This is a genomic window from Knoellia sp. LjRoot47 (assembly GCF_964253435.1).
Classification (GTDB): Bacteria; Actinomycetota; Actinomycetes; order Actinomycetales; family Dermatophilaceae; genus Knoellia.
Genome location: NZ_CAXUQS020000001.1, coordinates 168426 through 189369, shown reverse-complemented (window position 1 = coordinate 189369; position 20944 = coordinate 168426). Strand labels below are relative to the sequence as shown.

The 20944-nt window shown below is 70.6% G+C and carries 18 protein-coding genes; 10 read left to right on the top strand and 8 right to left on the bottom strand.

The genetic code is table 11. The features are described from left to right. Positions 1-3 precede the first annotated feature (3 nt). From ACSQ11_RS00850 to ACSQ11_RS00840, 3 genes are all read right to left on the bottom strand, one after another. Positions 4-1026, bottom strand: coding sequence for an ABC transporter permease (locus tag ACSQ11_RS00850; RefSeq protein WP_436002153.1), 1023 nt, complete (start codon positions 1024-1026; stop codon positions 4-6). 5 nt (positions 1027-1031) lie between these two features. Next, positions 1032-2042: an ABC transporter permease gene (locus ACSQ11_RS00845; protein ID WP_436002151.1), complete on the bottom strand. Its 1011-nt coding sequence runs from the start codon at positions 2040-2042 to the stop codon at positions 1032-1034. Positions 2043-2129: 87 nt separating this feature from the next. After that, positions 2130-3803 (bottom strand): ABC transporter substrate-binding protein, encoded by a 1674-nt coding sequence (locus tag ACSQ11_RS00840; RefSeq protein WP_436002149.1) that lies wholly within the window; start codon positions 3801-3803, stop codon positions 2130-2132. A gap of 192 nt (positions 3804-3995) precedes the next feature. Between ACSQ11_RS00840 and ACSQ11_RS00835 the strand changes: the two genes are divergently transcribed. The 6 genes from ACSQ11_RS00835 to ACSQ11_RS00810 are packed head-to-tail and all read left to right on the top strand — an operon-like array spanning position 3996 to position 11397. Next, positions 3996-4451, top strand: coding sequence for a (deoxy)nucleoside triphosphate pyrophosphohydrolase (locus tag ACSQ11_RS00835; RefSeq protein WP_436002147.1), 456 nt, complete (start codon positions 3996-3998; stop codon positions 4449-4451). Positions 4452-4476: 25 nt separating this feature from the next. Continuing rightward, positions 4477-6378: a translational GTPase TypA gene (gene typA / locus ACSQ11_RS00830; protein ID WP_436002145.1), complete on the top strand. Its 1902-nt coding sequence runs from the start codon at positions 4477-4479 to the stop codon at positions 6376-6378. A gap of 52 nt (positions 6379-6430) precedes the next feature. After that, positions 6431-8245: an ABC transporter substrate-binding protein gene (locus tag ACSQ11_RS00825; RefSeq protein WP_436002143.1), complete on the top strand. Its 1815-nt coding sequence runs from the start codon at positions 6431-6433 to the stop codon at positions 8243-8245. Then, positions 8242-9138, top strand: coding sequence for a PIG-L family deacetylase (locus ACSQ11_RS00820; protein WP_436002141.1), 897 nt, complete (start codon positions 8242-8244; stop codon positions 9136-9138). The genes ACSQ11_RS00825 and ACSQ11_RS00820 overlap by 4 nt, the downstream gene beginning before the upstream one ends. Positions 9139-9158: 20 nt before the next feature. After that, a complete protein-coding gene (locus tag ACSQ11_RS00815) occupies positions 9159-9644 on the top strand; it encodes a flavin reductase family protein (RefSeq protein WP_436002139.1) in 486 nt (161 codons plus the stop codon). A 37-nt stretch (positions 9645-9681) separates the two neighbouring features. Further along, the gene (locus ACSQ11_RS00810; RefSeq protein WP_436002137.1) at positions 9682-11397 is read left to right on the top strand and encodes a VanW family protein; all 1716 of its coding nucleotides are present in this window, start codon (positions 9682-9684) and stop codon (positions 11395-11397) included. A gap of 7 nt (positions 11398-11404) precedes the next feature. Here ACSQ11_RS00810 and ACSQ11_RS00805 read toward each other — a convergent pair whose 3' ends face one another. Next, on the bottom strand, positions 11405-12466 hold the full coding sequence (locus ACSQ11_RS00805) for a GNAT family N-acetyltransferase (protein WP_436002135.1): 1062 nt from the start codon (positions 12464-12466) through the stop codon (positions 11405-11407). Between the two features lie 20 nt (positions 12467-12486). On the opposite strand from ACSQ11_RS00805, the gene fdxA reads away from it, so the two are divergent. The 3 genes from fdxA (at position 12487) to ACSQ11_RS00790 (ending at position 15354) form a co-directional block, all read left to right on the top strand. Further along, entirely contained in the window at positions 12487-12813 is a 327-nt protein-coding gene (gene fdxA / locus ACSQ11_RS00800; protein ID WP_035947089.1) for a ferredoxin, read from the top strand. Continuing rightward, complete coding sequence (gene dapC / locus ACSQ11_RS00795; protein WP_436002132.1) at positions 12810-13952, top strand: succinyldiaminopimelate transaminase; 1143 nt, start codon at positions 12810-12812, stop codon at positions 13950-13952. The genes fdxA and dapC overlap by 4 nt, the downstream gene beginning before the upstream one ends. Before the next feature lie 103 nt (positions 13953-14055). After that, entirely contained in the window at positions 14056-15354 is a 1299-nt protein-coding gene (locus ACSQ11_RS00790; protein WP_436002130.1) for a citrate synthase, read from the top strand. Positions 15355-15476: 122 nt separating this feature from the next. Here ACSQ11_RS00790 and ACSQ11_RS00785 read toward each other — a convergent pair whose 3' ends face one another. The 4 genes from ACSQ11_RS00785 to dapD form a co-directional block, all read right to left on the bottom strand. Beyond that, positions 15477-17813 carry an MMPL family transporter gene (locus tag ACSQ11_RS00785; RefSeq protein ID WP_436002128.1) on the bottom strand — a complete coding sequence of 779 codons (2337 nt, stop codon included), beginning with the start codon at positions 17811-17813 and terminating at the stop codon, positions 15477-15479. Between the two features lie 87 nt (positions 17814-17900). Next, positions 17901-18542 (bottom strand): TetR/AcrR family transcriptional regulator, encoded by a 642-nt coding sequence (locus ACSQ11_RS00780; protein WP_436002126.1) that lies wholly within the window; start codon positions 18540-18542, stop codon positions 17901-17903. 65 nt (positions 18543-18607) lie between these two features. After that, the gene (locus ACSQ11_RS00775; RefSeq protein ID WP_436002125.1) at positions 18608-19495 is read right to left on the bottom strand and encodes a hypothetical protein; all 888 of its coding nucleotides are present in this window, start codon (positions 19493-19495) and stop codon (positions 18608-18610) included. Continuing rightward, on the bottom strand, positions 19495-20418 hold the full coding sequence (gene dapD / locus ACSQ11_RS00770; RefSeq protein WP_436002123.1) for a 2,3,4,5-tetrahydropyridine-2,6-dicarboxylate N-succinyltransferase: 924 nt from the start codon (positions 20416-20418) through the stop codon (positions 19495-19497). The genes ACSQ11_RS00775 and dapD overlap by 1 nt, the downstream gene beginning before the upstream one ends. Before the next feature lie 36 nt (positions 20419-20454). Here dapD and ACSQ11_RS00765 point away from each other — a divergent pair, with 36 nt between their 5' ends. Further along, the gene (locus tag ACSQ11_RS00765; protein ID WP_436002121.1) at positions 20455-20919 is read left to right on the top strand and encodes a barstar family protein; all 465 of its coding nucleotides are present in this window, start codon (positions 20455-20457) and stop codon (positions 20917-20919) included. The last annotated feature ends 25 nt before the right edge of the window (positions 20920-20944 follow it).

Sequence of the window (20944 nt, the reverse complement as noted above, 5' to 3'; positions counted from 1 at the left end):
GGATCACCTCCGGCTCTTGGGGTCGAGGGCCTCGCGCAGCGACTCGCCCATGAGGGTGAAGCCGAGCGCGACGACGATGATGCACGCCGCCGGGTAGAACGCGAGGTGCGGGTAGTCCTGGATGTACTGCTGTGCGGCACCGAGCATCTGGCCCCACTCGGGCTGGCGGTCGTCCGGGTTGCCGAGCCCGAGGAACGACAGCGCGGCGGCGTCGATGATCGAGGTCGCGAGGACCAGGGTCGACTGCACGATGACCGGTCCGAGCGAGTTCGGGAGCATGTGCCGGAAGACGATCGCGCTCTGCTTCACACCGAGGGCGCGTGCGGCGAGCACGTGGTCGCTGCTGCGCTGCGCGAGCATCGAACCACGCAGCAGCCGCGCGAAGATCGGGACCTGCACCACGGCGATGGCGATGATGACCGTCCACTGCGACGGCTTGGGGGCCAGCGCGGCGATCGACACGGCGAGCAGCAGGGACGGGATCGACAGCATGACGTCGACGACACGCATGACGAGCGAGTCGACCCAGCCGCCGAAGGCGCCGGCGAGGGTGCCGAGGGCGATGCCTCCGGTGAGCCCGAAGAGCGTGGCGAAGACACCGACGATGAGGGTCTGCCGGGCTCCGCCGATGAGCCGGGAGAGTAGGTCGCGGCCGAAGTCGTCCGAGCCGAGGGGGAAGCCGTCCTGCGGACCGGGGACCGGGTTGGTGGACCGGCTGAGGTTCGCGAGCAGCTCGGGCATCCGCTTGGTCGGGTCGTGCGGCGCGAGAAGCGGTGCGAAGAGCGCCAGCAGGACGAAGAGGAGCGTGATGGCGGCGCCGATGAGGAACACCGGGTTGCGTCGCAGGCGCGCCCAGGCGCTCGCGATGAGCGACACGCCTCCGGTGTCCTTGACCTTGCCGGCCACACCGACGTGGACGTCCTTGACGGCCGTGGCGGCACCGCCGGACTCGCCGGCTGTGCTGGCCAGCGAGTCGATGCGGTCCTTCTTCGCGTTCGGGCGCGGATCCATGGGGGAGGGGGGCATCGCGGTCACCTCGTCCGGACTCGGGGGTCAATGACGGCATACATGATGTCGACCAACAGGTTGACGAGGACGTAGACGGCCGCGGCTGCGAGGATCACGACCTGCAGCACCGGGTAGTCACGGCGCTCGAACGACAGGGCGAGAGCCTCGCCCACACCACCGAACGAGAACACGCGCTCGGTGAGCACGGCGCCGGCGAGCAGCGCTCCGGTCTGGAGACCGATCGTCGTCGTCACGGGGAGCATCGCGTTGCGCAGGATGTGGCGGCCACGGATGACCCGGTTGGTCAGGCCCTTGGACTCGGCGGTGCGGATGTAGTCCTCGTCGAGGACGTCGAGGACCGCCGCGCGGGTGATCCGGAAGATCACCGCGAACGGAATGCTCGCGAGCGCCACCGACGGGAGCACGAGGTGCTTGAGGGCGTCCCACGAAGCGTCGAACTCGCGCGTGAGCAGGCCGTCGAGGACGAAGAAGCCGGTGACCCGGGTCGCGTCGACGTCGCCGGACTGGCGCCCGGACACAGGCAGCCACCCGAGCTTGATCGCGAAGAAGTACTTGAGCAGGAACGCGAGGAAGAAGACCGGGACGGCGATGCCCACGAGCGAGAAGATCACCGACGCGTTGTCGAAGAAGCTGGCGCGGCGGCGGGCGGCGAAGTAGCCGAGCGGGATGCCGAGCGCGATCGCGATGAGCATCGCGAAGAAGCTCAGCTCGATCGTCGCGGGGAAGCGCTGGAAGAAGATCTCGAGCGCGTCCCGGCCGGGGAGCACGCTGGTCGACGGGCCGAAGTCGCCCTGGAGGACACGACCGACGAACTTGCCGTACTGGACCCAGATCGGCTGGTCGAGGCCGAACTGCGCTTCCATGGCGGCGCGGGACTGCGGGGTGGCGCGCTCACCGAGGATGGCCGAGACGGTCCCTCCGGGAAGGGAGCGCAGCCACAGGAACAACAACAACGACAGCACGACGAGCACGCCGACCATCTGGATCAGGCGTCTGACGATGAACCTCAGCACGGGTTCCTCCTTGCATCATGGCGGTGGCCGCCCCGGCGATCTTTCGCCGGGACGGCCACCTCCGTCAACGGTTGAGAGCGGGAAGGCTCACTTGCCGCCGACGGTCACTCCACTGAACTCCTCCGCGGTGAGCGGCGAGGCGACGATGCCCTCGACGCCCTCACCGACGACGAGCGCCGGCGGGGAGTGGCTGATCGCCAGAGCCGGGAGGTACTCCTCCTGGATCTGCTGGTTGAGCTTCTCGTAGGCCGCGTTGCGCTCGGCCTCGTCGACGATCGAGTCCGCCTTGGCGAGGTCCGCCACGAGGGTCTTGCCGAACGACTGCTTGGCGAGACCGAAGTTGTTGGCGTCCATGTTGCCGAAGAAGGTGCCGATGAAGTTGTGCGCCGAGTCGTAGTCACCCGTCCAGCCGAGGAGGAACGCGTCGAAGGCGTTGGCGTCGACCCCGTCGAGGTAGCCACCGTTCCACGGCTTGGTGATGGTGTTGACCTTGATGCCGGCGGCCTCGAGGTCACCCGCCATCGCCTGGTAGAGCTTCTGCGGGTTGGGCATGTACGGACGCGAGACCTCGGACGGGTACGCGAAGTTGAGCGTGAGCCCACCGGCCGCGCTGATGGCCGCCTTGGCCGCTGCGGGGTCGTACTTCACCGCCTCGAGCGACTTGTTGTAGCCGCTCACGGTGTCGGGCATCATCTGCGTCGCGACCTTGGCGCCCTCGGGGAGCTGGGTCTTGACGAGTTCGTCGCGGTTGAGCGCCTGGTAGATGGCCTTGCGCACCTTGATGTCGGTGAGCTTCGGGTTCTTGGTGGGGTTGAGGCCCATGTAGAACACGTTGAACGCCGGGCGGATCTCGACCTTGTTGCCGGCGGACTCGAGGCCCTTCCAGTCAGCGGGGTTCGGGAGGTCGTAGCCGTTGATGCTCTTGGCCTCGAGCTCCTGACGACGGGTGCTCTCGTCGGGGATGATCTTGAAGACGACCTTGGCGTTCTTGGCCTTGTCGCCCCAGTAGTCGTCGTTGCGCACGAGCGTGACCGTCTTGTTGGCCTCGTCGTACTTGTCGAGCTTGTAGGGGCCGGTGCCGATCGCGTTCTTGGCGTACTCCGGGTAGGTGAAGCCCTCGCCCTGGGCGACGACCTCGTTGGCCTTGCCGGCGTCCATGGCCTTCGGCGACTGCATCGACAGCGCGTCGAGCGACAGGAAGGTCGGGAAGCCCGAGGTCGGGCGGGTGACGGAGAGGACCACGGTCTTCTCGTCCTTGACCTCGCAGCCCTTGTAGAGGGACTCGGCGGCCTTGGCCTTGAAGGCACCGAACGTCGTCGCCCAGTACTCGGCGGCCACCTGGCCGGCGGCGTTCTGGTCGAACATGCGCTCGAAGTTCTTGCACACGGCGTCGGCGTTGAACGGCTCGCCGTCGCTGAACTTCACGCCCTCACGCAGGGTGAAGGTCCAGTTGGTGCCGCTCGCGTCCGGCTCCCACTTCTCGGCGAGCTCGGGCTCGACCTCGGCGCTGCCGGCCTTGATGCCGACGAGACCCTCGAACATCTGGCGGGTCACGCGGAAGGTCTCGCCGTCGGTGGCGTAGAAGGGGTCCATCACCTTGGGAGCGCCGGCGGCGCCGAAGGTGAACGTGGACGTGCCGCCCCCGGAAGAGGAGCCGGAGTCCGACCCGGAGTCGTCACGGTCGGACTGGGCGCAGGCCGTCAGGGCCAGCGCTGCAACCGTCAGCACGGCGAACGGCGTCGCCTTGCGCTTGAACGTCATCGATACCTCGCTTGGATGTGCGAACCTCGGAGCCACGGTTGGCCCCCGAAGGGTGGAGCGACCAGGCAGTCGGGCACGGTGTCGTGCTTCGCTGCGACGGACGGGTTGACCCTAGCGACATTCCCCGCCGTCTCGACTGCACAATGCATTTGTTTATCGGAGTGAGACCCGCGAACGGGAAGGACCTGCGGCATGCCCCCGGACGACCCCAACGACCCCGTCGAGGTCGTCGCCGCCGCGCTCGTGGACGACCTCTCCTCGCCGACCCGGCTCCTCGCCGCGCGACGCACCGAACCCCCGGCGCTCGCGGGTGGCTGGGAGTTCCCCGGAGGCAAGGTCGACCCGGGGGAGGAGCCGGTTCAGGCCCTGCACCGTGAGCTCCGCGAGGAGCTCGGCGTCGAGGTCGCCCTGGGCGACCGCGTCGACGGCCCACTGGCGCGCGGTCGCTGGCCGCTGGGGACGGCATACGCGATGACCGTGCACCTCGCCGTGGTGACACAGGGCGACCCCGCGCCGATCGAGGACCACGACCTCCTCCGGTGGCTCGCGGCGGAGGACCTGTATGCCGTGCCCTGGCTTCCCGGCGACCTCCCGATCGTGGACGCACTGGGCGCGCTCATGGCGGTTCCCCGCCGTTTTCGTCCCTGAGCGAAATCCTGAGAGACTGGGCATCATGCCCATCACTACACGCGACGACATCAGAAACGTCGCGATCGTCGCGCACGTCGACCACGGAAAGACCACTCTGGTCGACAAGATGCTCTGGGAGGCCGGCGCCTTCGCGGAACGAGCCACCGTCGAGACCACTGGCGAACGCGTCATGGACTCCGGTGACCTCGAGCGCGAGAAGGGCATCACCATCCTCGCCAAGAACACCGCGGTCCACTACAGCGGCACGGCCGCCACGGACGCCGGGCTCTCCGACGGCCTGACGATCAACATCATCGACACCCCCGGCCACGCCGACTTCGGTGGCGAGGTCGAGCGCGGCCTGTCCATGGTGGACGGCGTCGTCCTCCTCGTCGACGCGTCCGAGGGCCCGCTGCCCCAGACGCGCTTCGTCCTGCGCAAGGCGCTCGCCGCCAAGATGCCGGTCATCCTCTGCATCAACAAGGTCGACCGCCCCGACTCCCGCATCCAGGAGGTCGTCGACGAGGTCTACGAGCTCTTCATCGACCTCGACGCCTCAGAGGACCAGATCGAGTTCCCGATCGTCTACGCCTCGGCCAAGAACGGCCGCGCCTCCCTCGAGCGTCCCGACAACGGCGGCCTGCCCGGTGGCGAGGACCTCACCGCGCTGTTCGAGACGATCATCTCGACGATCCCGGCCCCGACCTACGACACCGAGGCGCCGCTGCAGGCGCACGTCACCAACCTCGACGCCTCCAACTTCCTCGGCCGCCTCGCGCTCCTGCGCGTGTTCAACGGCGAGATCAGGAAGGGCCAGCAGGTCGCGTGGTGCAAGCACGACGGCTCGATCGAGCGCGTCAAGATCACCGAGCTCCTCATGACCGAGGCGCTCGAGCGCAAGCCGCTCGAGGAGGGCAAGTCCGCCCGCCCCGGTGACATCATCGCCATCGCAGGCATCCCCGAGATCATGATCGGCGACACCATCGCCGACGCCGAGAACCCGGTCCCGCTGCCCGTCATCACGGTCGACGAGCCCGCCATCTCGATGACGATCGGGACCAACACCAGCCCCATGGTCGGCCGCGTCCGCGGCTCCAAGGTCACGGCCCGCATGGTCAAGGACCGCCTCGACAAAGAGCTCATCGGCAACGTCTCGCTCCGCGTCCTGCCCACCGAGCGTCCCGACGCCTGGGAGGTCCAGGGCCGTGGCGAGCTCGCGCTCGCGATCCTCGTCGAGCAGATGAAGCGCGAGGGCTTCGAGCTCACCGTCGGCAAGCCGCAGGTGGTCACGCAGCAGATCGACGGCAAGCTCCACGAGCCGGTCGAGCGCCTCACCATCGACACTCCCGACGAGTACCTCGGCGCCATCACCCAGCTCCTCGCCGCGCGCAAGGGCCGCATGGAGCAGATGACCAACCACGGCACCGGCTGGGTGCGCATGGAGTTCCTCGTGCCCTCGCGTGGCCTCATCGGGTTCCGGACCGAGTTCCTCACCGAGACGCGGGGCGCGGGCATCGCCCACCACGTCTTCGAGGACTACGAGCCGTGGTTCGGCACGATCACGACCCGCACGTCGGGCTCGCTCGTCGCCGACCGCACCGGTCCCGTCACCGCCTACGCGATGGTCAACCTCCAGGAGCGCGGCACCCTCTTCGTCGAGCCCTCGACCGAGGTCTACGAAGGCATGATCGTCGGCGAGAACTCGCGCGCCGACGACATGGACGTCAACATCACCAAGGAGAAGAAGCTCACCAACGTGCGCGCTTCCTCCGCCGACAACTTCGAGAAGGTCGTCCCGCCGCGGCGCCTCACCCTCGAGCAGGCCCTCGAGTTCTGCCGGGAGGACGAGTGCGTCGAGGTGACCCCCGAGGCCGTGCGCATCCGCAAGGTCGAGCTCGACCAGACCGTGCGTGGCCGCACGGCCTCGCGCGCCCGCAAGAACTGAGGCGTCGCACCGCCGCCGTCCCCACCCAGGAAGTCCCAGGAAGTACCCGCACGTGAACACCCGAAGCAGCCGGCACCGCCCACGACAGCAGCGCAGCAACCGCGTCTGGGCGATGCTGGCTGCTCTCGTCGTGGCCCTCGTCTCCGGCATGGCCGGGTGCAGCGTCATGGGCGGGGACGGCGACCGGAAGTCCTCGACCCCGCAGGTCGCCGCCGCCCACGACCGGGTCGACGAGCGGGGCGGCACGCTCAAGGCCCTCTCGCTCGGACCGGTGCTCAGCTGGGACCCGCAGCGGATCAGTGCCCGCGACGACGCTGCCTTCGCCGGACGGACGTTCCTGCGGACCCTCACCGCCTACCAGCCGAGCACCGACCCCCGCAACCAGTCCCGACTCGTCGGCGACCTCGCGACCGACGCCGGCACGCCCAACAAGGACCTCACGTCCTGGACGTTCACGCTGCGCGAGGGCATCGCCTGGGAGGACGGCTCGCCTGTCACCTGCGAGGACGTCAAGTACGGCATCTCCCGCACCTTCGCGACGACGGAGATCCAGGGCGGCGCCACCGACGCCCTCGCGGTCCTCGCCGTGCCCAAGCGGCCCAACGGCGGGTCGGTCTACGCCGGTCCCTTCGCCAAGACCGTCCCCGGCAACGCGGGCGCAGCGGCCTACGACAAGGCCGTGGCCTGCAAGGGCTCGACAATCACCTTCACCCTGAGCACGCCGGTGAGCGACTTCAACGAGATGGTGACCCAGCCGGCGTTCGCCCCGGTCAAGAAGTCCGCGGACAAGGGCAAGGACGGCACCTACGAGGTGTTCTCCAACGGCCCCTACAAGCTCGCGGCGCCGTGGCGGGCCTCCACCGGCGGAACGTGGGAGCGCAACCCGCACTGGAAGGCCTCGACGGACGAGGTGCGTCGTGCCTACCCGGACCGCATCGACTACCAGGAGGGCATCGAGACCCAGACGGTGGCGCAGCAGGTCATGGCCGACGGCGACAGCTCGCGCGCGGCCGTCTCGCTCGGGTCCGCACCACCGGCGATCCAGCAGCACATCGTCACCGTCGACGCCCTCAAGGAGCGTTCGGTGACCGCGGCCACGGGTCTCGTCGACTACCTCGCGCCCAACCTCAAGAGCCCGATCTTCGCCACGGTGGATGCCCGGCAGGCCCTGGCCGTGGCGACCAACCGCGAGGCCTACGTCACGGCCCTCGGTGGCGCGACGACGGGCCGTCCGACGAGCACGCTCATCCCTCAGTCGCTCCCCGCGCACCACGACGAGGACCCCCTCGCCGCGGGCAACCGCGGTGACGCCGACCGGGCCAAGATGCTGCTGAGCAAGGCGGGGTTGAGCCTCCCGGTGCCCCTGCGCGTCGTCTACCGGTCGAGCCCCGTCGCGGACAAGGCCATGGCCGCCCTGGTCGCCGGGTGGACCGAGGCCGGCTTCGCGCCGAAGCTCACGCCCCTCAAGGACGACTACTTCGCGACGATCGGGCAGCCCTCGGCCGCCAAGAGCTATGACGTGTTCTGGTCGAACTGGTCGCCGGCATGGGCGTCGGCCAGCACGATCCTGCCGGCCCTCTTCGACAGCTCGATCAACGTCTCCGCCGCAGGGCCGGGTCGTGACTACGGCTACTTCGCGGACGCCAAGGTCAACGCCGAGATCCCGATCATCGGGGCGATCGCGGACCGGACGAAGCGCGAGGAGGCCTGGGCCGCACTCGACGTCAAGCTCCTCACGCAGGGCGCCTACATCGCCCTCGCGGAGCGGCGGGCGCTCTACATCGCCGGCAGCGACGTGCGGAACCTCTCCGCCAACGAGGTCACGGGCGGCGTCGTGGAGCTCGCCGACATCGCGGTGCGGCAGTGACCCGACTGCTCTTCGTGCACGCCCACCCCGACGACGAGACGTTGGCGACGGGCGTCGCGATCCTGCACCACGTCGAGCGTGGCGACGACGTGCACGTCCTCACGTGCACGCTGGGGGAGGAGGGCGAGGTCATCCCTCCGGAGCTCGCCCACCTCGAGGGCGCCGTGGGCGACCCGCTGGCCGAGCACCGTCGCGGCGAGCTCGCCGGTGCTGCGCGAACGCTCGGCGTGACCTCCCACCTCCTCGGTCTCCCGACGCCCGGTGACGACGGGTCGGACGATCCGGGTCGGCCGGCATACCGCGACTCCGGGATGGTCGGCTCGGCCGCGTTCGAGCACGAGCGGTCGTTCGCCGGCGCCGACCTCGCCGAGGTCGGTGCGCTCATGCGCTCGACGGTCGAGGCGATCGCTCCCGACATCGTCGTGACCTACGACCCGCAGGGCGGCTACGGGCATCCCGACCACATCCGGGTCCACGAGGCGGTGCGCGGTGCGTTGGCCCAGATGCCCACCGCACCGACCCTCTTCGTCACCCTGACACCGAGCTCGTGGGTCGCCGAGGACCGTGCCTGGCTCGCCTCCCACATCGCACCCGGGAGCCCGTATGCCGTCCCCTCACCGTCCGACCCCGTCGCGCCCTCCGTGGTCGCCGACGCGCTCGTGACGCACGCCGTCGTCGACCCCTCGGTCGTCGAGCGGCAGCAGGAGGCCCTACGCTCGCACGCCACCCAGGTCGTCGTCGGCGACGGCTGGTTCGCGCTGTCCAACGACGTGGTCTCGCGCCTGTCCGGCCGCGAGGGCTACTCCGTGATGGACCCCGTGACCGGCCAGCTCGTGGCCCCCAGCGGCCCCACCGGCGTCGACCGCCCGGGGCTCGTCGGGACAGAGCTGTGACGACGGCGGACGGGGGAGCGGTGGAGGTCGACACCGACGTCTACCGGCACGTCATGGGCCGGCTGGCCCAGGGGGTCGCTGTCGTGACGACGACGTCCGCCGGTCACCACCACGCCCTGACCGCCGACTCGGTCACGAGTGTCTCGCTCGACCCGGTGCTCCTCCTCGTCTGCGTCGAGACCGACGCCCGCTTCCACGACGCGGTGATCGAGAGCGGGACCTTCGGCGTGAGCGTCCTCGCCGCCGACCAGCGGGCCACCGCGGTCTGGTTCTCGACGCCCGGCCGCCCGCTGCCGGGACAGATGGCCCGCGCCCCCCACACGCTCACCGAGTCGGGTGTCCCACTGCTCGACGGGGCCCTGTCGACCCTCGAGTGCTCGGTGCGCGACGTGCACCCGGCAGGCGACCACAGCATCATCGTGGGAGAGGTCCGCGACGCCCGGCTTGGCGGGGATCCGAGGCCCGCCCTCGTACACTTCCGCGGACAGTACTCCGCGCTCCCGTGACCGACGACACGGCTCAACCACACCACCGAGGACAGTCATGACCAGCGAATTCGACCCCCACCCGGGCCAAGGACGACGCAAGCGCGTCGCCGCCGCCTCGATCCTCGGGGCCCTTGCGCTGCTCGTGGCGGGCTACGTCGGGGTCGCGGCATGGGCCAGTGGCCGCATCGCGAGCGACACGACGGTCGGCGGGGTCCAGGTGGGTGGCCTGCAGCCGTCCGCGGCGCGCGACGCGATCGCCAAGGGTGTGCAGAAGCGTGCTGCCGCGCCGGTGACACTCACTGCCGGTGACAAGAAGGCGACGTTCGCCCCGGCCGACGCAGGTCTCGAGGTCGACCTCGACCAGTCGGTCGCCGACCTCACCGGCTTCAGCCTCAACCCGGTCAAGGTCGTCGGGCACCTCACCGGCGGCTCGGACCTCCCCCTCAGCACCAAGGTCGACGACGACAAGCTCAAGGCAGCGGTGACCAAGGCCGCGGCCTCGCTCGCCGTCGCTCCCAAGGAGGGCTCCATCGCCCTCACCGGCGGCAAGGTCACGGTCGTCCAGCCGGTCACGGGCCAGAACGTCGAGGTCGACCCGACCGCCGAGACCGTCGCGTCGTCGTGGCCGCGCTCGGCACCGTTCGTCGCCCCGGTCACCGAGAAGGCGCCCAAGGTCTCGGGCGAGGAGCTCGACCGGGTCAAGACCGAGTTCGCCGACAAGGCCATGTCGGGCCCGATCAGCATCAAGGCGGGCGACAAGACGTTCGAGATGCCGGCCGCGGCGTTCGCCCCGGCCATCTCCTTCCCGGCCGACGCCGAAGGCAAGATCACCCCGAAGTTCGACGACAAGGTCCTCGTCGCCGCCGTGACGGCGGCAGCCGAGAAGGCCGGCGCGACGCAGGAGGCCGTTGACGCGCGCGTGAGGTTCCGGGGCCAGCAGCCCTCGGTCGTCCCCTCGCAGACCGGTGTCGAGCTGGACCCGGCCAAGCTCGTCGAGCCGGTGACCGCGGCGCTGACCTCGCCCGAGCGGGCCGCGATCCTCCCGGTCAAGGTCACCCAGCCGGAGTTCACGACGGCGCAGGCCAACGCGACGCTGCCCAAGGGCCTCATCTCCACGTTCACGACGTACTTCAACGCCAACGGCGGTGGTCGGGTGAGCAACATCCGCCTCGCCGCGCGCACCCTCAACGGCACCTACGTGCCGCCGGGCGCCACGTTCAGCCTCAACGAGGTGCTCGGCCGACGCACCCCGGAGAAGGGCTACGTCAAGGGCGGCGTCATCTCCGAGGGCCGACTCAGCGAGAACTACGGCGGCGGGATCTCGCAGGTCTCGACGACGCTGTTCAACGCGGCCTTCTTCGCCGGTGTCGAGTTCAAGCAGTACATGGCGCACGGCTTCTACATCTCGCGCTACCCCGAGGGTCGCGAGGCCACGATCTCCTACCCGTACCCGGACAACCGCTGGGTCAACACCACCGACGGTGGCATCCACATCCGCGCCAGCTCGACCGGAGGCCAGGTCACCGTCGCGTTCTACGGGACCAAGAAGTGGGACGTCGTGGCCAACAAGGGCCCGCGACGCAACGTCGTCCAGCCCAAGAAGATCACCGACCCGTCGCCGAAGTGCATCACCCAGGCGCCGACCCCCGGCTTCGACGTCACCGTGACGCGGATCTTCCGCCAGCGTGGCGCCACGGTGCGGACCCAGGCGTTCAACACGCACTACAACCCCGAGGACGACGTCACCTGCACGCACCCCGAGGCGAAGTAGCCCTCGCTCAGCGCCGCGGGGCCGTGAGGTAGACGTAGCTCGAGTGCCGCTCGAACCCGAGGCGCTCGTAGAGACGGATGGCGGTCGCGTTGTCGGCCTCCACCTGCAGGTGGACGAGTCGTATGCCGTCCGCCCGCGCCCGCACGGCCAGTGCGGTCGTGACGCGAGTCGCCAGCCCACGCCCGCGCATCGCCGGGTCGGTCCACACTGCCGCGAGACCGGCCCACCCCTGGGCGAGCGCGAGGCGGCCGATGGCGACGGGTCGCGGGTCGCGCGACCCGGGGGTGGACATGCCGAGACGCTGGGCCAGCCCGCCACCGAGGCCGATGGCGGCGAAGAGCTGGTCGGGACTGCCGGTGAGCACCTGCGCCGCGATGTCGCGGTCGAGGGGGCGGCTCTGGGAGTAGGCGTCGAGCCAGGCGTCGTCGAGGTCGGCGGAGATCCGGACCTCGGCGCCACCGGTGTCGGGGGTCGCCGCCGCGGTTGCGGCGACGGTCTCGGTCGACGACGTGAGGTTGAGGGTCCGGTCACCGCTCGTCCAGCCGCGCGACAGCAGCTCGGCGCCCAGCGGGTCGTCGGCCGGCTCGAAGCCGGTCGGCCCGGCGAGGGACACCCGGGCAGGGAGGCCGCGGACGGCATACCAGGCCTCGACCCGGTCCACGGCCTCGGCGAGGGGGAGCCCCGGGTCCCCGACGGGCAGCACGGAGTTGCCGCGCTGGGTGAAGCCCTGTGAGGCGCGCAGCTCCCAGTCGCCGAGCGACTCGCGCTCGATGGCGCCCCAGGCCGGGCCCATGACGCGCTGGAGGTCGGCCACCGAGACGGCGAGGTGCGGTGCGCCGCGACGGCTCGGGCGGGGCGGGACCTCCTTGGCCGCGACGATGCGGTCGACCGGGATCCTCACGTCGCCGTGGCGGGTGGCGACGACGACCTCGTCCGCGGTCCGGGAGACGAGCGTGCCGACCGCGTCGGTCATCGACGGGCCGTCGCCGGGGGCCTCGGGGCCGGGGGCGAGTCGCGATCTGACGACGACGCGCGCGCCGAGGTGGACGGCGTCGAGAGGCGTGGGCACGAGCGGCATACTATGGCGGCATGACGTACGTGATCGCGCAGCCTTGTGTCGACCTCAAGGACAAGGCCTGCATCGAGGAATGCCCCGTCGACTGCATCTACGAAGGTGAGCGGTCCCTCTACATCCACCCCGACGAGTGCGTCGACTGCGGTGCGTGCGAGCCGGTCTGCCCCGTGGAGGCCATCTACTACGAGGACGACACCCCGGAGCAGTGGGCCGACTACTACAAGGCCAACGTGGAGTTCTTCGACGACCTCGGCAGCCCCGGTGGCGCGGCGAAGATGGGGCTCATCCCCAAGGACCACCCGTTGATCGCGGCGCTCCCGCCGCAGGAACACGACGAGTGACCTTCTCGCTTCCTGACTTTCCCTGGGACTCGCTCGCTCCGGTCAAGGAGCGGGCGAGTTCTGTTGCCACGGACGACGGGCTGGGCCTCGTCGACCTCTCCGTCGGCACGCCCGTGGACCCGACCCCCGACGTCGTGCAGGAGGCGCTGCGCTCGGCGTCGGACGCGCCGGGCTATCCGCAGACCTGGGGGACCCCGGCCCTGCGTGAGGCCGTGGCGCGGTGGTTCGCGACCCGCCGCGGCGTCCCCGACCTGGACCCCGACGGCGTCCTGCCGACCATCGGCAGCAAGGAGCTCGTCGCGTGGCTGCCGACGCTGCTCGGTCTGCGTTCTGGCGACATCGTCGGCTTCCCGTCGGCGGCGTACCCGACCTACGACGTCGGCGCCCGGCTCGCGGGAGCGACGCCCCAGGTCGTCGACGGGCTCGCCGCCCTCGGGCCCCTGACGACGTCGACGACGCCGAAGCTGTTGTGGCTCAACACTCCTGGCAACCCCACCGGCCAGGTCCTCGGACTCGAGCACCTCGCCAAGGTCGTCGCCTGGGCGCGACGCAACGGCGTCGTCGTGGCGAGCGACGAGTGCTACGCCGAGCTCGACTGGCGCACCGAACGCGGCTCCGAGACGGCTCCGACGACGCCCTCGATCCTCGACCCGCGGGTGACGGGCGGCTCGCACGAGGGTCTCCTCTGCGTCTACTCGCTGTCCAAGCAGTCCAGCCTTGCGGGCTACCGCGCTGCGTTCGTCGCCGGCGACCCGACCCTCGTGCGACGGCTCCTCGAGGTGCGCAAGCACGCCGGGATGATCGTCCCGTGGCCCGTCCAGGTCGCGATGGCAGCGGCTCTGGGCGACGCAACGCACGTCGAGGCGCAGAAGGCCACGTATGCCGCGCGGCGCGCGATGCTGCTCGAGGGCGTGCGCGCCTTCGGGCTCGACGTCACGCACAGCAACGCGGGCCTCTACCTCTGGGCGACCGCGGGCGAGGACGCCTGGACCACGCTCCGTCGGCTGGCGGAGAGGGGCATCCTCGCTGCCCCCGGGACGTTCTACGGCACGGCCGGTCGCGAGCACGTGCGGATCGCCCTCACCGCCTCCGACGAGCGGATCGCCGCGGCGGCCGCGCGGCTCGGCGCCGGGTCCTGATCCCGAACGCGCTTTTCGCCGTCGTGAGCCTCTGAGGTAGCGTCACTGGTGCGCGAGCGGCGCCCACTGCGAGCTCGCCCGAGACGTGAGGATTGAAGAGACGATGAGCACCGACGCAGCCTCGACCGCGACCTTCCAGGTCCGCGACAAGGAACTGAGCTTCCCCCTCGTGAAGGCCACCGAGGGCAACAACGGGTACGACATCTCGGCCCTGCTCAAGGAGACCGGCGACACCACCCTCGACATCGGGTTCGTCAACACCGCGTCGTGCAACAGTGCGATCACCTACATCGACGGCGACGCGGGCATCCTGCGCTACCGCGGCTACCCGATCGAGCAGCTCGCCGAGAAGTCCAGCTTCCTCGAGGTGTCCTACCTCCTCGTCTACGGCGAGCTGCCCACGCAGTCCGAGCTCGACGACTTCACCGCGCGCATCCGCCAGCACACGATGCTCCACGAGGACCTCAAGGCGTTCTTCAACGGCTTCCCGCGCGACGCGCACCCGATGCCCGTCCTGTCGTCGGCCGTCTCGGCGCTCGGCACGTTCTACCAGGACAGCCTCGACCCGTTCGACAAGGAGCACGTCGAGATCTCGACGATCCGCCTCCTCGCCAAGCTCCCCACGATCGCGGCCTACGCCTACAAGAAGAGCATCGGCCAGCCGTTCCTCTACCCCGACAACGAGCTGTCGCTCCAGGAGAACTTCCTGCGCATGACGTTCGGCGTCCCGGCGACCGACTACGACATCGACCCCGACATGGTCAAGGCGCTCGACCAGCTCCTCATCCTCCACGCCGACCACGAGCAGAACTGCTCGACGTCGACAGTCCGCCTTGTCGGCTCGGCCCACGCCAACCTCTTCAACTCGGTCTCGGCCGGCATCCACGCCCTCTCCGGCCCGCTGCACGGTGGCGCCAACTCGGCGGTCCTCGAGATGCTCGACGGCATCCTCAAGGACGGCGGCGACGTCGACACCTTCGTCACAAAGGTCAAGAACAAGGAGGACGGGGTCAAGCTCATGGGCTTCGGCCACCGCGTCTACAAGAACTACGACCCGCGCGCCGCGATCATCAAGAAGACGACCGACACGATCCTCAACAAGGACGGCGTGCGCGACCCGCTCCTCGACATCGCCCTGCAGCTCGAGCAGCGCGCCCTCGAGGACGACTACTTCATCGAGCGCAAGCTCTACCCGAACGTCGACTTCTACACCGGCCTCATCTACAAGGCGATGGGCTTCCCGACCAAGATGTTCACGGTCCTCTTCGCGCTCGGCCGCCTGCCGGGCTGGATCGCCCAGTGGCGCGAGATGATCGAGGACCCGGCCACCAAGATCGGCCGTCCGCGCCAGATCTACACCGGCGAGACCGAGCGCGAGTACCGCGCCATCACCGGTCGCTGAGCCGCCTGCGCCGTCGAGCCCGGCCACGCCGGCGAGCAGACAGCGCCAGCCAGCCGGACGGCATACGCAAGAGCCCCCGACACCCGCGATGCGGGACGGGGGCTCTGGCGTCTGCGGACCGGTCAGGCGCGCGAGCCGAGGCCCGCGACGACCAGCTCGGGCTCGTCGGACCCGGCCCACGGGTGACGACCGGGGCGGCCGAGCTTCTCGCCCTCGACGTCGACGTCGGGCAGGAGGCGGTCGAGCCAGCGCGGCAGCCACCACGCCTTGTCGCCCATGAGGTACATGAGCGCCGGGATGAGGGTCATCCGCACGATGACGGCGTCGAAGAACACGGCCGCCGCGAGGGCGAACCCGATCGACTGGATGAGCGGCTCGTCCTGGAGCATGAACGCGGCGAACACCGAGATCATGATGGCCGCGGCCGCCGCGACGACACGGGCGCCGTGGCGGAAGCCGTCGACGACCGCCTCGCGGGCGCTGTCGCCGTGGACGAACGCCTCACGCATCCGGGTCACGAGGAAGACCTGGTAGTCCATCGCGAGCCCGAACACGATCCCGATGACGAGGATCGGCATGAAGCTCATGAGTGGTGCGCCCTCGAACAGCCCGCCCAGTCCCTCCTGGAAGACGAGGACCGTCGAGCCGAGGGTGGCCAGCACCGACAGCAGGAACCCCAGCGTGGCCGTGAGGGGGACGAGCACCGAGCGGAAGACCACCATGAGCAGGAGGAACGCCAGCCCGACGACCACCGCGAGGTAGGGGAGCAGGGCGCCCTGGAGCTTCTCCGAGACGTCGGTCTGGATCGCCGTGAGGCCGGTGACGCCCACCGTCGTCCCGGTGTTGGCCTCGATCTTGGCGCTCGACCCACGCAGGTCGTCGAGGAGGGTGAGGGTGGCCTCGTCGTCCGGGCCGCTCCTCGGGGTGATGAGGACCTGGGCGCCGGTGCCGGCCTCGTTCATGCCGACGACCTGCGCGTTGGCGACGTCGTCCTGACCTGAGGCCCACGCGACGACCTCTCCGTATGCCGCGGAGCGCTCCGCGGGGTCGCTCACCTTCCGTGCGTCGACGACGAGGACGAGCGGACCCTGGCGGCCCGGACCGAAGGCCTCGGTCATGAGGTCGGCGGCCTTGCGCTGCGTCGTCTCGCTCGGCGCGGTCGAGTCCGAGGGCAGGGCGAGGTGGAGGTCCTTCATGGGGACGGCGAGCGCGCCGAGGACCACGACGGCCACGACGGCGACGAGGGCCGGGGCCCGGCCGACGAGCCGGCTCCAGCGCACGCCGTTGTTCACGACCTCGCCCTCGTCGGACGTCTCGCGGCGCACGCGACCGGCGAACGCCTTGCCCTTGAGCATGCCGAGGATGGCCGGGGTGAGCGTCAGCGCGATGAGGACCGCGACGAGCACGGTCGCGGCGGCGGCGAGACCCATCGTCGTGAGGAACGGGATCCGCACGAGCGACAGCGCGGTCAGGGCGATGATCACGGTGAGCCCGGCGAAGACGACGGCCGAGCCCGCGGTCCCGAGCGCGCGTCCGGCGGCCTCGGCGCGGTCGTCGGTGTGCCGCAGCTCGCTGCGGTAGCGGCTGAGGATGAACAGCGCGTAGTCGATGCCGACGGCGAGGCCGAGCATCGTCGCGAGGGTCGGAGTCATCGTGCCGAGCTCCCAGAAGGCAGTCGCACCGACGACGAGGAGCGACCCGATGCCGACCCCGACGAGCGCGGTGACGATGCGCAGGCCGGCGGCGACGAGCGATCCGAAGGTGAGCACGAGGACGAGGGCGGCGATGGCGATGCCGATGAGCTCCGAGGTGCCACCGGGCGGGGCGAAGCTCTGCATGCCGGCGCCGGCGACCTCGGCGGTGAGGCCGGAGTCGCGTGCGGTGTCGAGGGCGGCGAGGACGGCGTCCTGCGTGGCGGGCTCGACGTCGGTGACGCTGGCAACGTCGAAGCTCCACGTCACGGTCCCGATGCGCCCGTCCGTGCTGAGCGGGGAGAGGGCGGCGGCGTTGGCCTCGGCCTGCTCGACGGGTTGGCCCTGCTCCCTGGCGGCCGCGACCATCTGCTCGCGCTGACCCTGCGCCGCTGCGACGGGGCTGACGAGCTGGGCGCCGGCCGGGGAGTCGGCGGCGGGCATCTGGGGCACGTCCCGCAGGCGGGCGAGGAGGTCGTCGACCGTCGCGGCGTTCGCGGGGTCGGACAGCCGCTGGCCCTCGGGCGCGGCGAGGACCACCGTGGCCGTCGCCTGGTCGAAGGCGTCCCCGGAGCTCGGGAAGAGCTCCTGCTGGAGCTCCTGCGCCTGCTCCGAGGGGATGCCGGGGATCGAGAACGAGTCGACCATCGGCTTGGAGAACGTCGCCGCGACGCCGCCGACGGCGACGAGCGCGACGAGCCAGGCCGCGAGGAAGTACGGCCAACGGCGGTATGCCGTCCGGCCCAGTCGGTAGAGGTACGTCGCCATGACGGAGTCGCTCCTTGGTGGAGTGGGTGGGGTGGGGGGTGCGGGCGTCGGCGACCGCGGGTCCTGCAGGGTCGTGCTCAGTCGTGCTCAGCGCAGCAGTCGGGTGGCCTCGTCGACACCAGCCAGGAAGTCGGTGGGGAAGTCGATGTCCTCGTCGGCGAGGAAGCGGCCGAGGCTGTCGTGGAAGATGCCGGCGATCACGGCGACGGCGACCCGCGCGCGTGGGTGCCCGGCGGGGAGGTGCTCGCGGGCCTCGGTCGCGGCGCGCACCTCGCCCACGAGGGCCTCGAAGCGGTCCTTGGCGGCGGCGATGAGGCGTGGGTTGCGCTCGAACAGCGCATGGACCCGGTGCCAGTCGGTGCGGTCGGGGTCCTCGCGGGTGTAGGTGCTCACGACGAGCGTGGCGAGGTCCTCGAGGAGCCGGTTGCCGGTCGGGGAGGCGATGGTGTCGCCGGCTGGGGTGTCGGCGCCTGCGGCGGTCGTGGCGGCGGGCCCGCCCGCGACGAACGCCTCGAGGACGTCGGGGTCAAGGGCCGCCGGACCGCCGAGCACGGCGGCCTCCTTGCCCGGGAAGTAGTTGAACAGCGTCCGGCGCGAGACCCCTGCGCGCTCGGCGAGGTCCTCGAGGGTGAAGCCGTCGAAGCCGTGCTCGACCGCGAGGTCCTGGGCGCAACGAGTGATGACACGGGAGGTCTGCTCACGTCGGGAGATTGCACTTCCTGCGGTCATGGTGCAATTTTGCACTCATGAGGGTGAGGGTGCAAATCCCCTGCGTGCGCGGACAGGGCACGGCCTCAGGAGAGGTGGAGCACGACCTCCTGCGCGCCCACCGGGGTGCTGGCGGTGCGCCACTCCCAGGCCGACGAGTCCCGGCTGCGGGTCCACGTCCGGTCGCCGATGGTCACGCCGGTGATGCCGGTGTCGACGGCCTTGGCGACCGACCACGAGGCGACCGACCAGGCCATCTGGTCGCTCGGGGCCTGGACGGTGAGCCTGCCACCGGCGCCGCCGCTCGCGGTGAGCTTGTACTCCGCGTCGAGGAGGCGTCCGATGAGGGCGACGTCGGCTTCGCCCTCGGGGTCGTCGAGTCGACAGCCGACACCGCGCGGGGAGTGTCCGGCAAGGCTCGACGCGAGGATGCGTCCCTCCTGCTCGTGATCGGCATAGGCCTCGGGGTAGGCGCTGCGCTGGACCTTCTGGGCGACGACGGTGATCGTGCCGGTCTCCCAGCCCTTGACCTTGACGAGGGCGTCGTAGAACTTGTTCGTCGTGTACTCGGGGTCGAGGATCTGCTCGACCGTGCCCCAGCCCTGCGACGGGCGCTGCTGGAAGAGCCCGACCGAGTCCCGGTCGCCGTAGCGGATGTTGCGCAGCTTGGACTCCTGGATGGCGGTCGCCAGCGCGATCGTCGCCGCCCGCGCCGGGAGGCCACGGCGCAGCGCGATCGCGGTGATGGTGGCGGCGTTGCTCATCTGCTCGGGGTCGAAGTCCACCGAGTTCCCGGCCGCGGTGGCCTGGCAGCGGGTCCCCAGGACGTTCTGGAACAGGCTCTTCCCGCCGAACCAGGCGCCGAGTCCCACGAGGGCCACGAGGGCGAGCACGAGCCCGCGCGCGACCCACCGGGCGGGCCCGCGGCGCGGGCGCTCCTCGGCGAGGGTGAGGGCGCGGCGGCTCGAGCCCATCAGTCGTTGGCGTGGAGCACGGAGTTGAGGACGATGCCGTGGCCGTCGCGCGGCCGGGCCTCGACGGTGCCGGTGACCGAGTTGCGCAGGAAGAGCAGGTTCGACTGGCCGGAGAGCTCGCTGGCCTTGGTGACCGTCCCGTCGGGGAGCGTGACCTTGGTTCCGGCCGTGACGTAGAGGCCGGCCTCGATGACGCAGTCGTCGCCGAGCGCGATGCCCAGGCCCGACTCCGCCCCCAGGAGGCAGCGCTCACCGATCGAGACACGCTCGGTGCCGCCGCCCGACAGGGTGCCCATCGTCGAGGCGCCACCACCGATGTCGGAGCCGTCGCCCACGACGACGCCCTGGGAGATGCGGCCCTCGACCATCGAGCTGCCGAGCGTGCCGGCGTTGAAGTTGACGAAGCCCTCGTGCATCACGGTGGTGCCGCTGGCGAGGTGGGCGCCGAGGCGCACGCGGTCGGCGTCGGCGATCCGCACGCCGGAGGGCAGGACGTAGTCCGTCATCCGCGGGAACTTGTCGACCCCGAACACCTGCACCGGACCGCGCGCGAGCAGGGCGAGACGGGTCGACTCGAAGCCCTCGACGGCGCAGGGCCCGTGGTTGGTCCACACGACGTTGGTGAGGGCGCCGAAGAGCCCCTCGAGCGAGACCGAGTTGGGCTGGACGAGCCGGTGCGACAGGAGGTGCAGCCGCAGCCACGCGTCGGTCGTGTCGGCGGGAGCGGAGTCGAGGTCGACCTCGACGAGCCTGACCTCGCGAGTCACACCGCGGGCCTCGTCGGGGACGGCCAGCGCGGACAGCCCGGTGGGCTCCACGGCACCGTCGCCCGCCCCGAGCGCGGGGGCCGGGAACCAGACGTCGAGGACGGAGCCGCCATGGAGGGTGAGCAGGCCGTAGCCGTGTGCCGCGCGCGAAGTCATGTCCGTCAGCCTAGATGCCGCCCCTAGGCTGGCTGCATGCCGTTCCCGCGACCGCCGGTCCGCACCGAGCTGCCCTGGCTCACCTCGGGTCCGCTCTGGCGGGTACACGTCGACGTCGAGCCCGAGCTCGACGCGTTCCTGCGCAGGTGGGACTACGAACGCCTCGTCCTCGAGGGCTCCCGCATGACGAGCCGAGCCTCCGCGCACGCGCACCTCCACGAGGTGTTCGGCCTCGCCGAGTGGGCCGGGCCGAACTGGGACGCGTTCAACGATGCGTTCGGCCACTGGGTGGTCGAGCACGACGGCATCCGGCTCGCCGTGGTCTGGCGCGACCTCGACGTCGCGGTGGCGGCGGCACCCGCGAGCACGGCCGAGATGATGTGGGGCCTGCTCGAGTGCACGGTCGGGGACATGCCCACCCTCCACCCCCGCACCACCGCCGAGATCACGATGGACGTCTTCGCGGTCGGGACGGGCCGGGACTTCGACCGGCCGGTCTGACGTGAGCGGGTCCACGCCGCGTCGG

Excerpts from the sequence above, each read along its gene's own strand:
- ACSQ11_RS00850 (WP_436002153.1), bottom strand. The coding sequence starts at position 1,026 with ATGCCCCCCTCCCCCATGGATCCGCGCCCGAACGCGAAGAAGGACCGC.
- ACSQ11_RS00840 (WP_436002149.1), bottom strand. The coding sequence starts at position 3,803 with ATGACGTTCAAGCGCAAGGCGACGCCGTTCGCCGTGCTGACGGTTGCA.
- ACSQ11_RS00835 (WP_436002147.1), top strand. The coding sequence starts at position 3,996 with ATGCCCCCGGACGACCCCAACGACCCCGTCGAGGTCGTCGCCGCCGCG.
- typA (WP_436002145.1), top strand. The coding sequence starts at position 4,477 with ATGCCCATCACTACACGCGACGACATCAGAAACGTCGCGATCGTCGCG.
- ACSQ11_RS00810 (WP_436002137.1), top strand. The coding sequence starts at position 9,682 with ATGACCAGCGAATTCGACCCCCACCCGGGCCAAGGACGACGCAAGCGC.
- fdxA (WP_035947089.1), top strand. The coding sequence starts at position 12,487 with ATGACGTACGTGATCGCGCAGCCTTGTGTCGACCTCAAGGACAAGGCC.
- ACSQ11_RS00790 (WP_436002130.1), top strand. The coding sequence starts at position 14,056 with ATGAGCACCGACGCAGCCTCGACCGCGACCTTCCAGGTCCGCGACAAG.
- ACSQ11_RS00785 (WP_436002128.1), bottom strand. The coding sequence starts at position 17,813 with ATGGCGACGTACCTCTACCGACTGGGCCGGACGGCATACCGCCGTTGG.
- ACSQ11_RS00780 (WP_436002126.1), bottom strand. The coding sequence starts at position 18,542 with ATGACCGCAGGAAGTGCAATCTCCCGACGTGAGCAGACCTCCCGTGTC.
- ACSQ11_RS00775 (WP_436002125.1), bottom strand. The coding sequence starts at position 19,495 with ATGGGCTCGAGCCGCCGCGCCCTCACCCTCGCCGAGGAGCGCCCGCGC.
- dapD (WP_436002123.1), bottom strand. The coding sequence starts at position 20,418 with ATGACTTCGCGCGCGGCACACGGCTACGGCCTGCTCACCCTCCATGGC.
- ACSQ11_RS00765 (WP_436002121.1), top strand. The coding sequence starts at position 20,455 with ATGCCGTTCCCGCGACCGCCGGTCCGCACCGAGCTGCCCTGGCTCACC.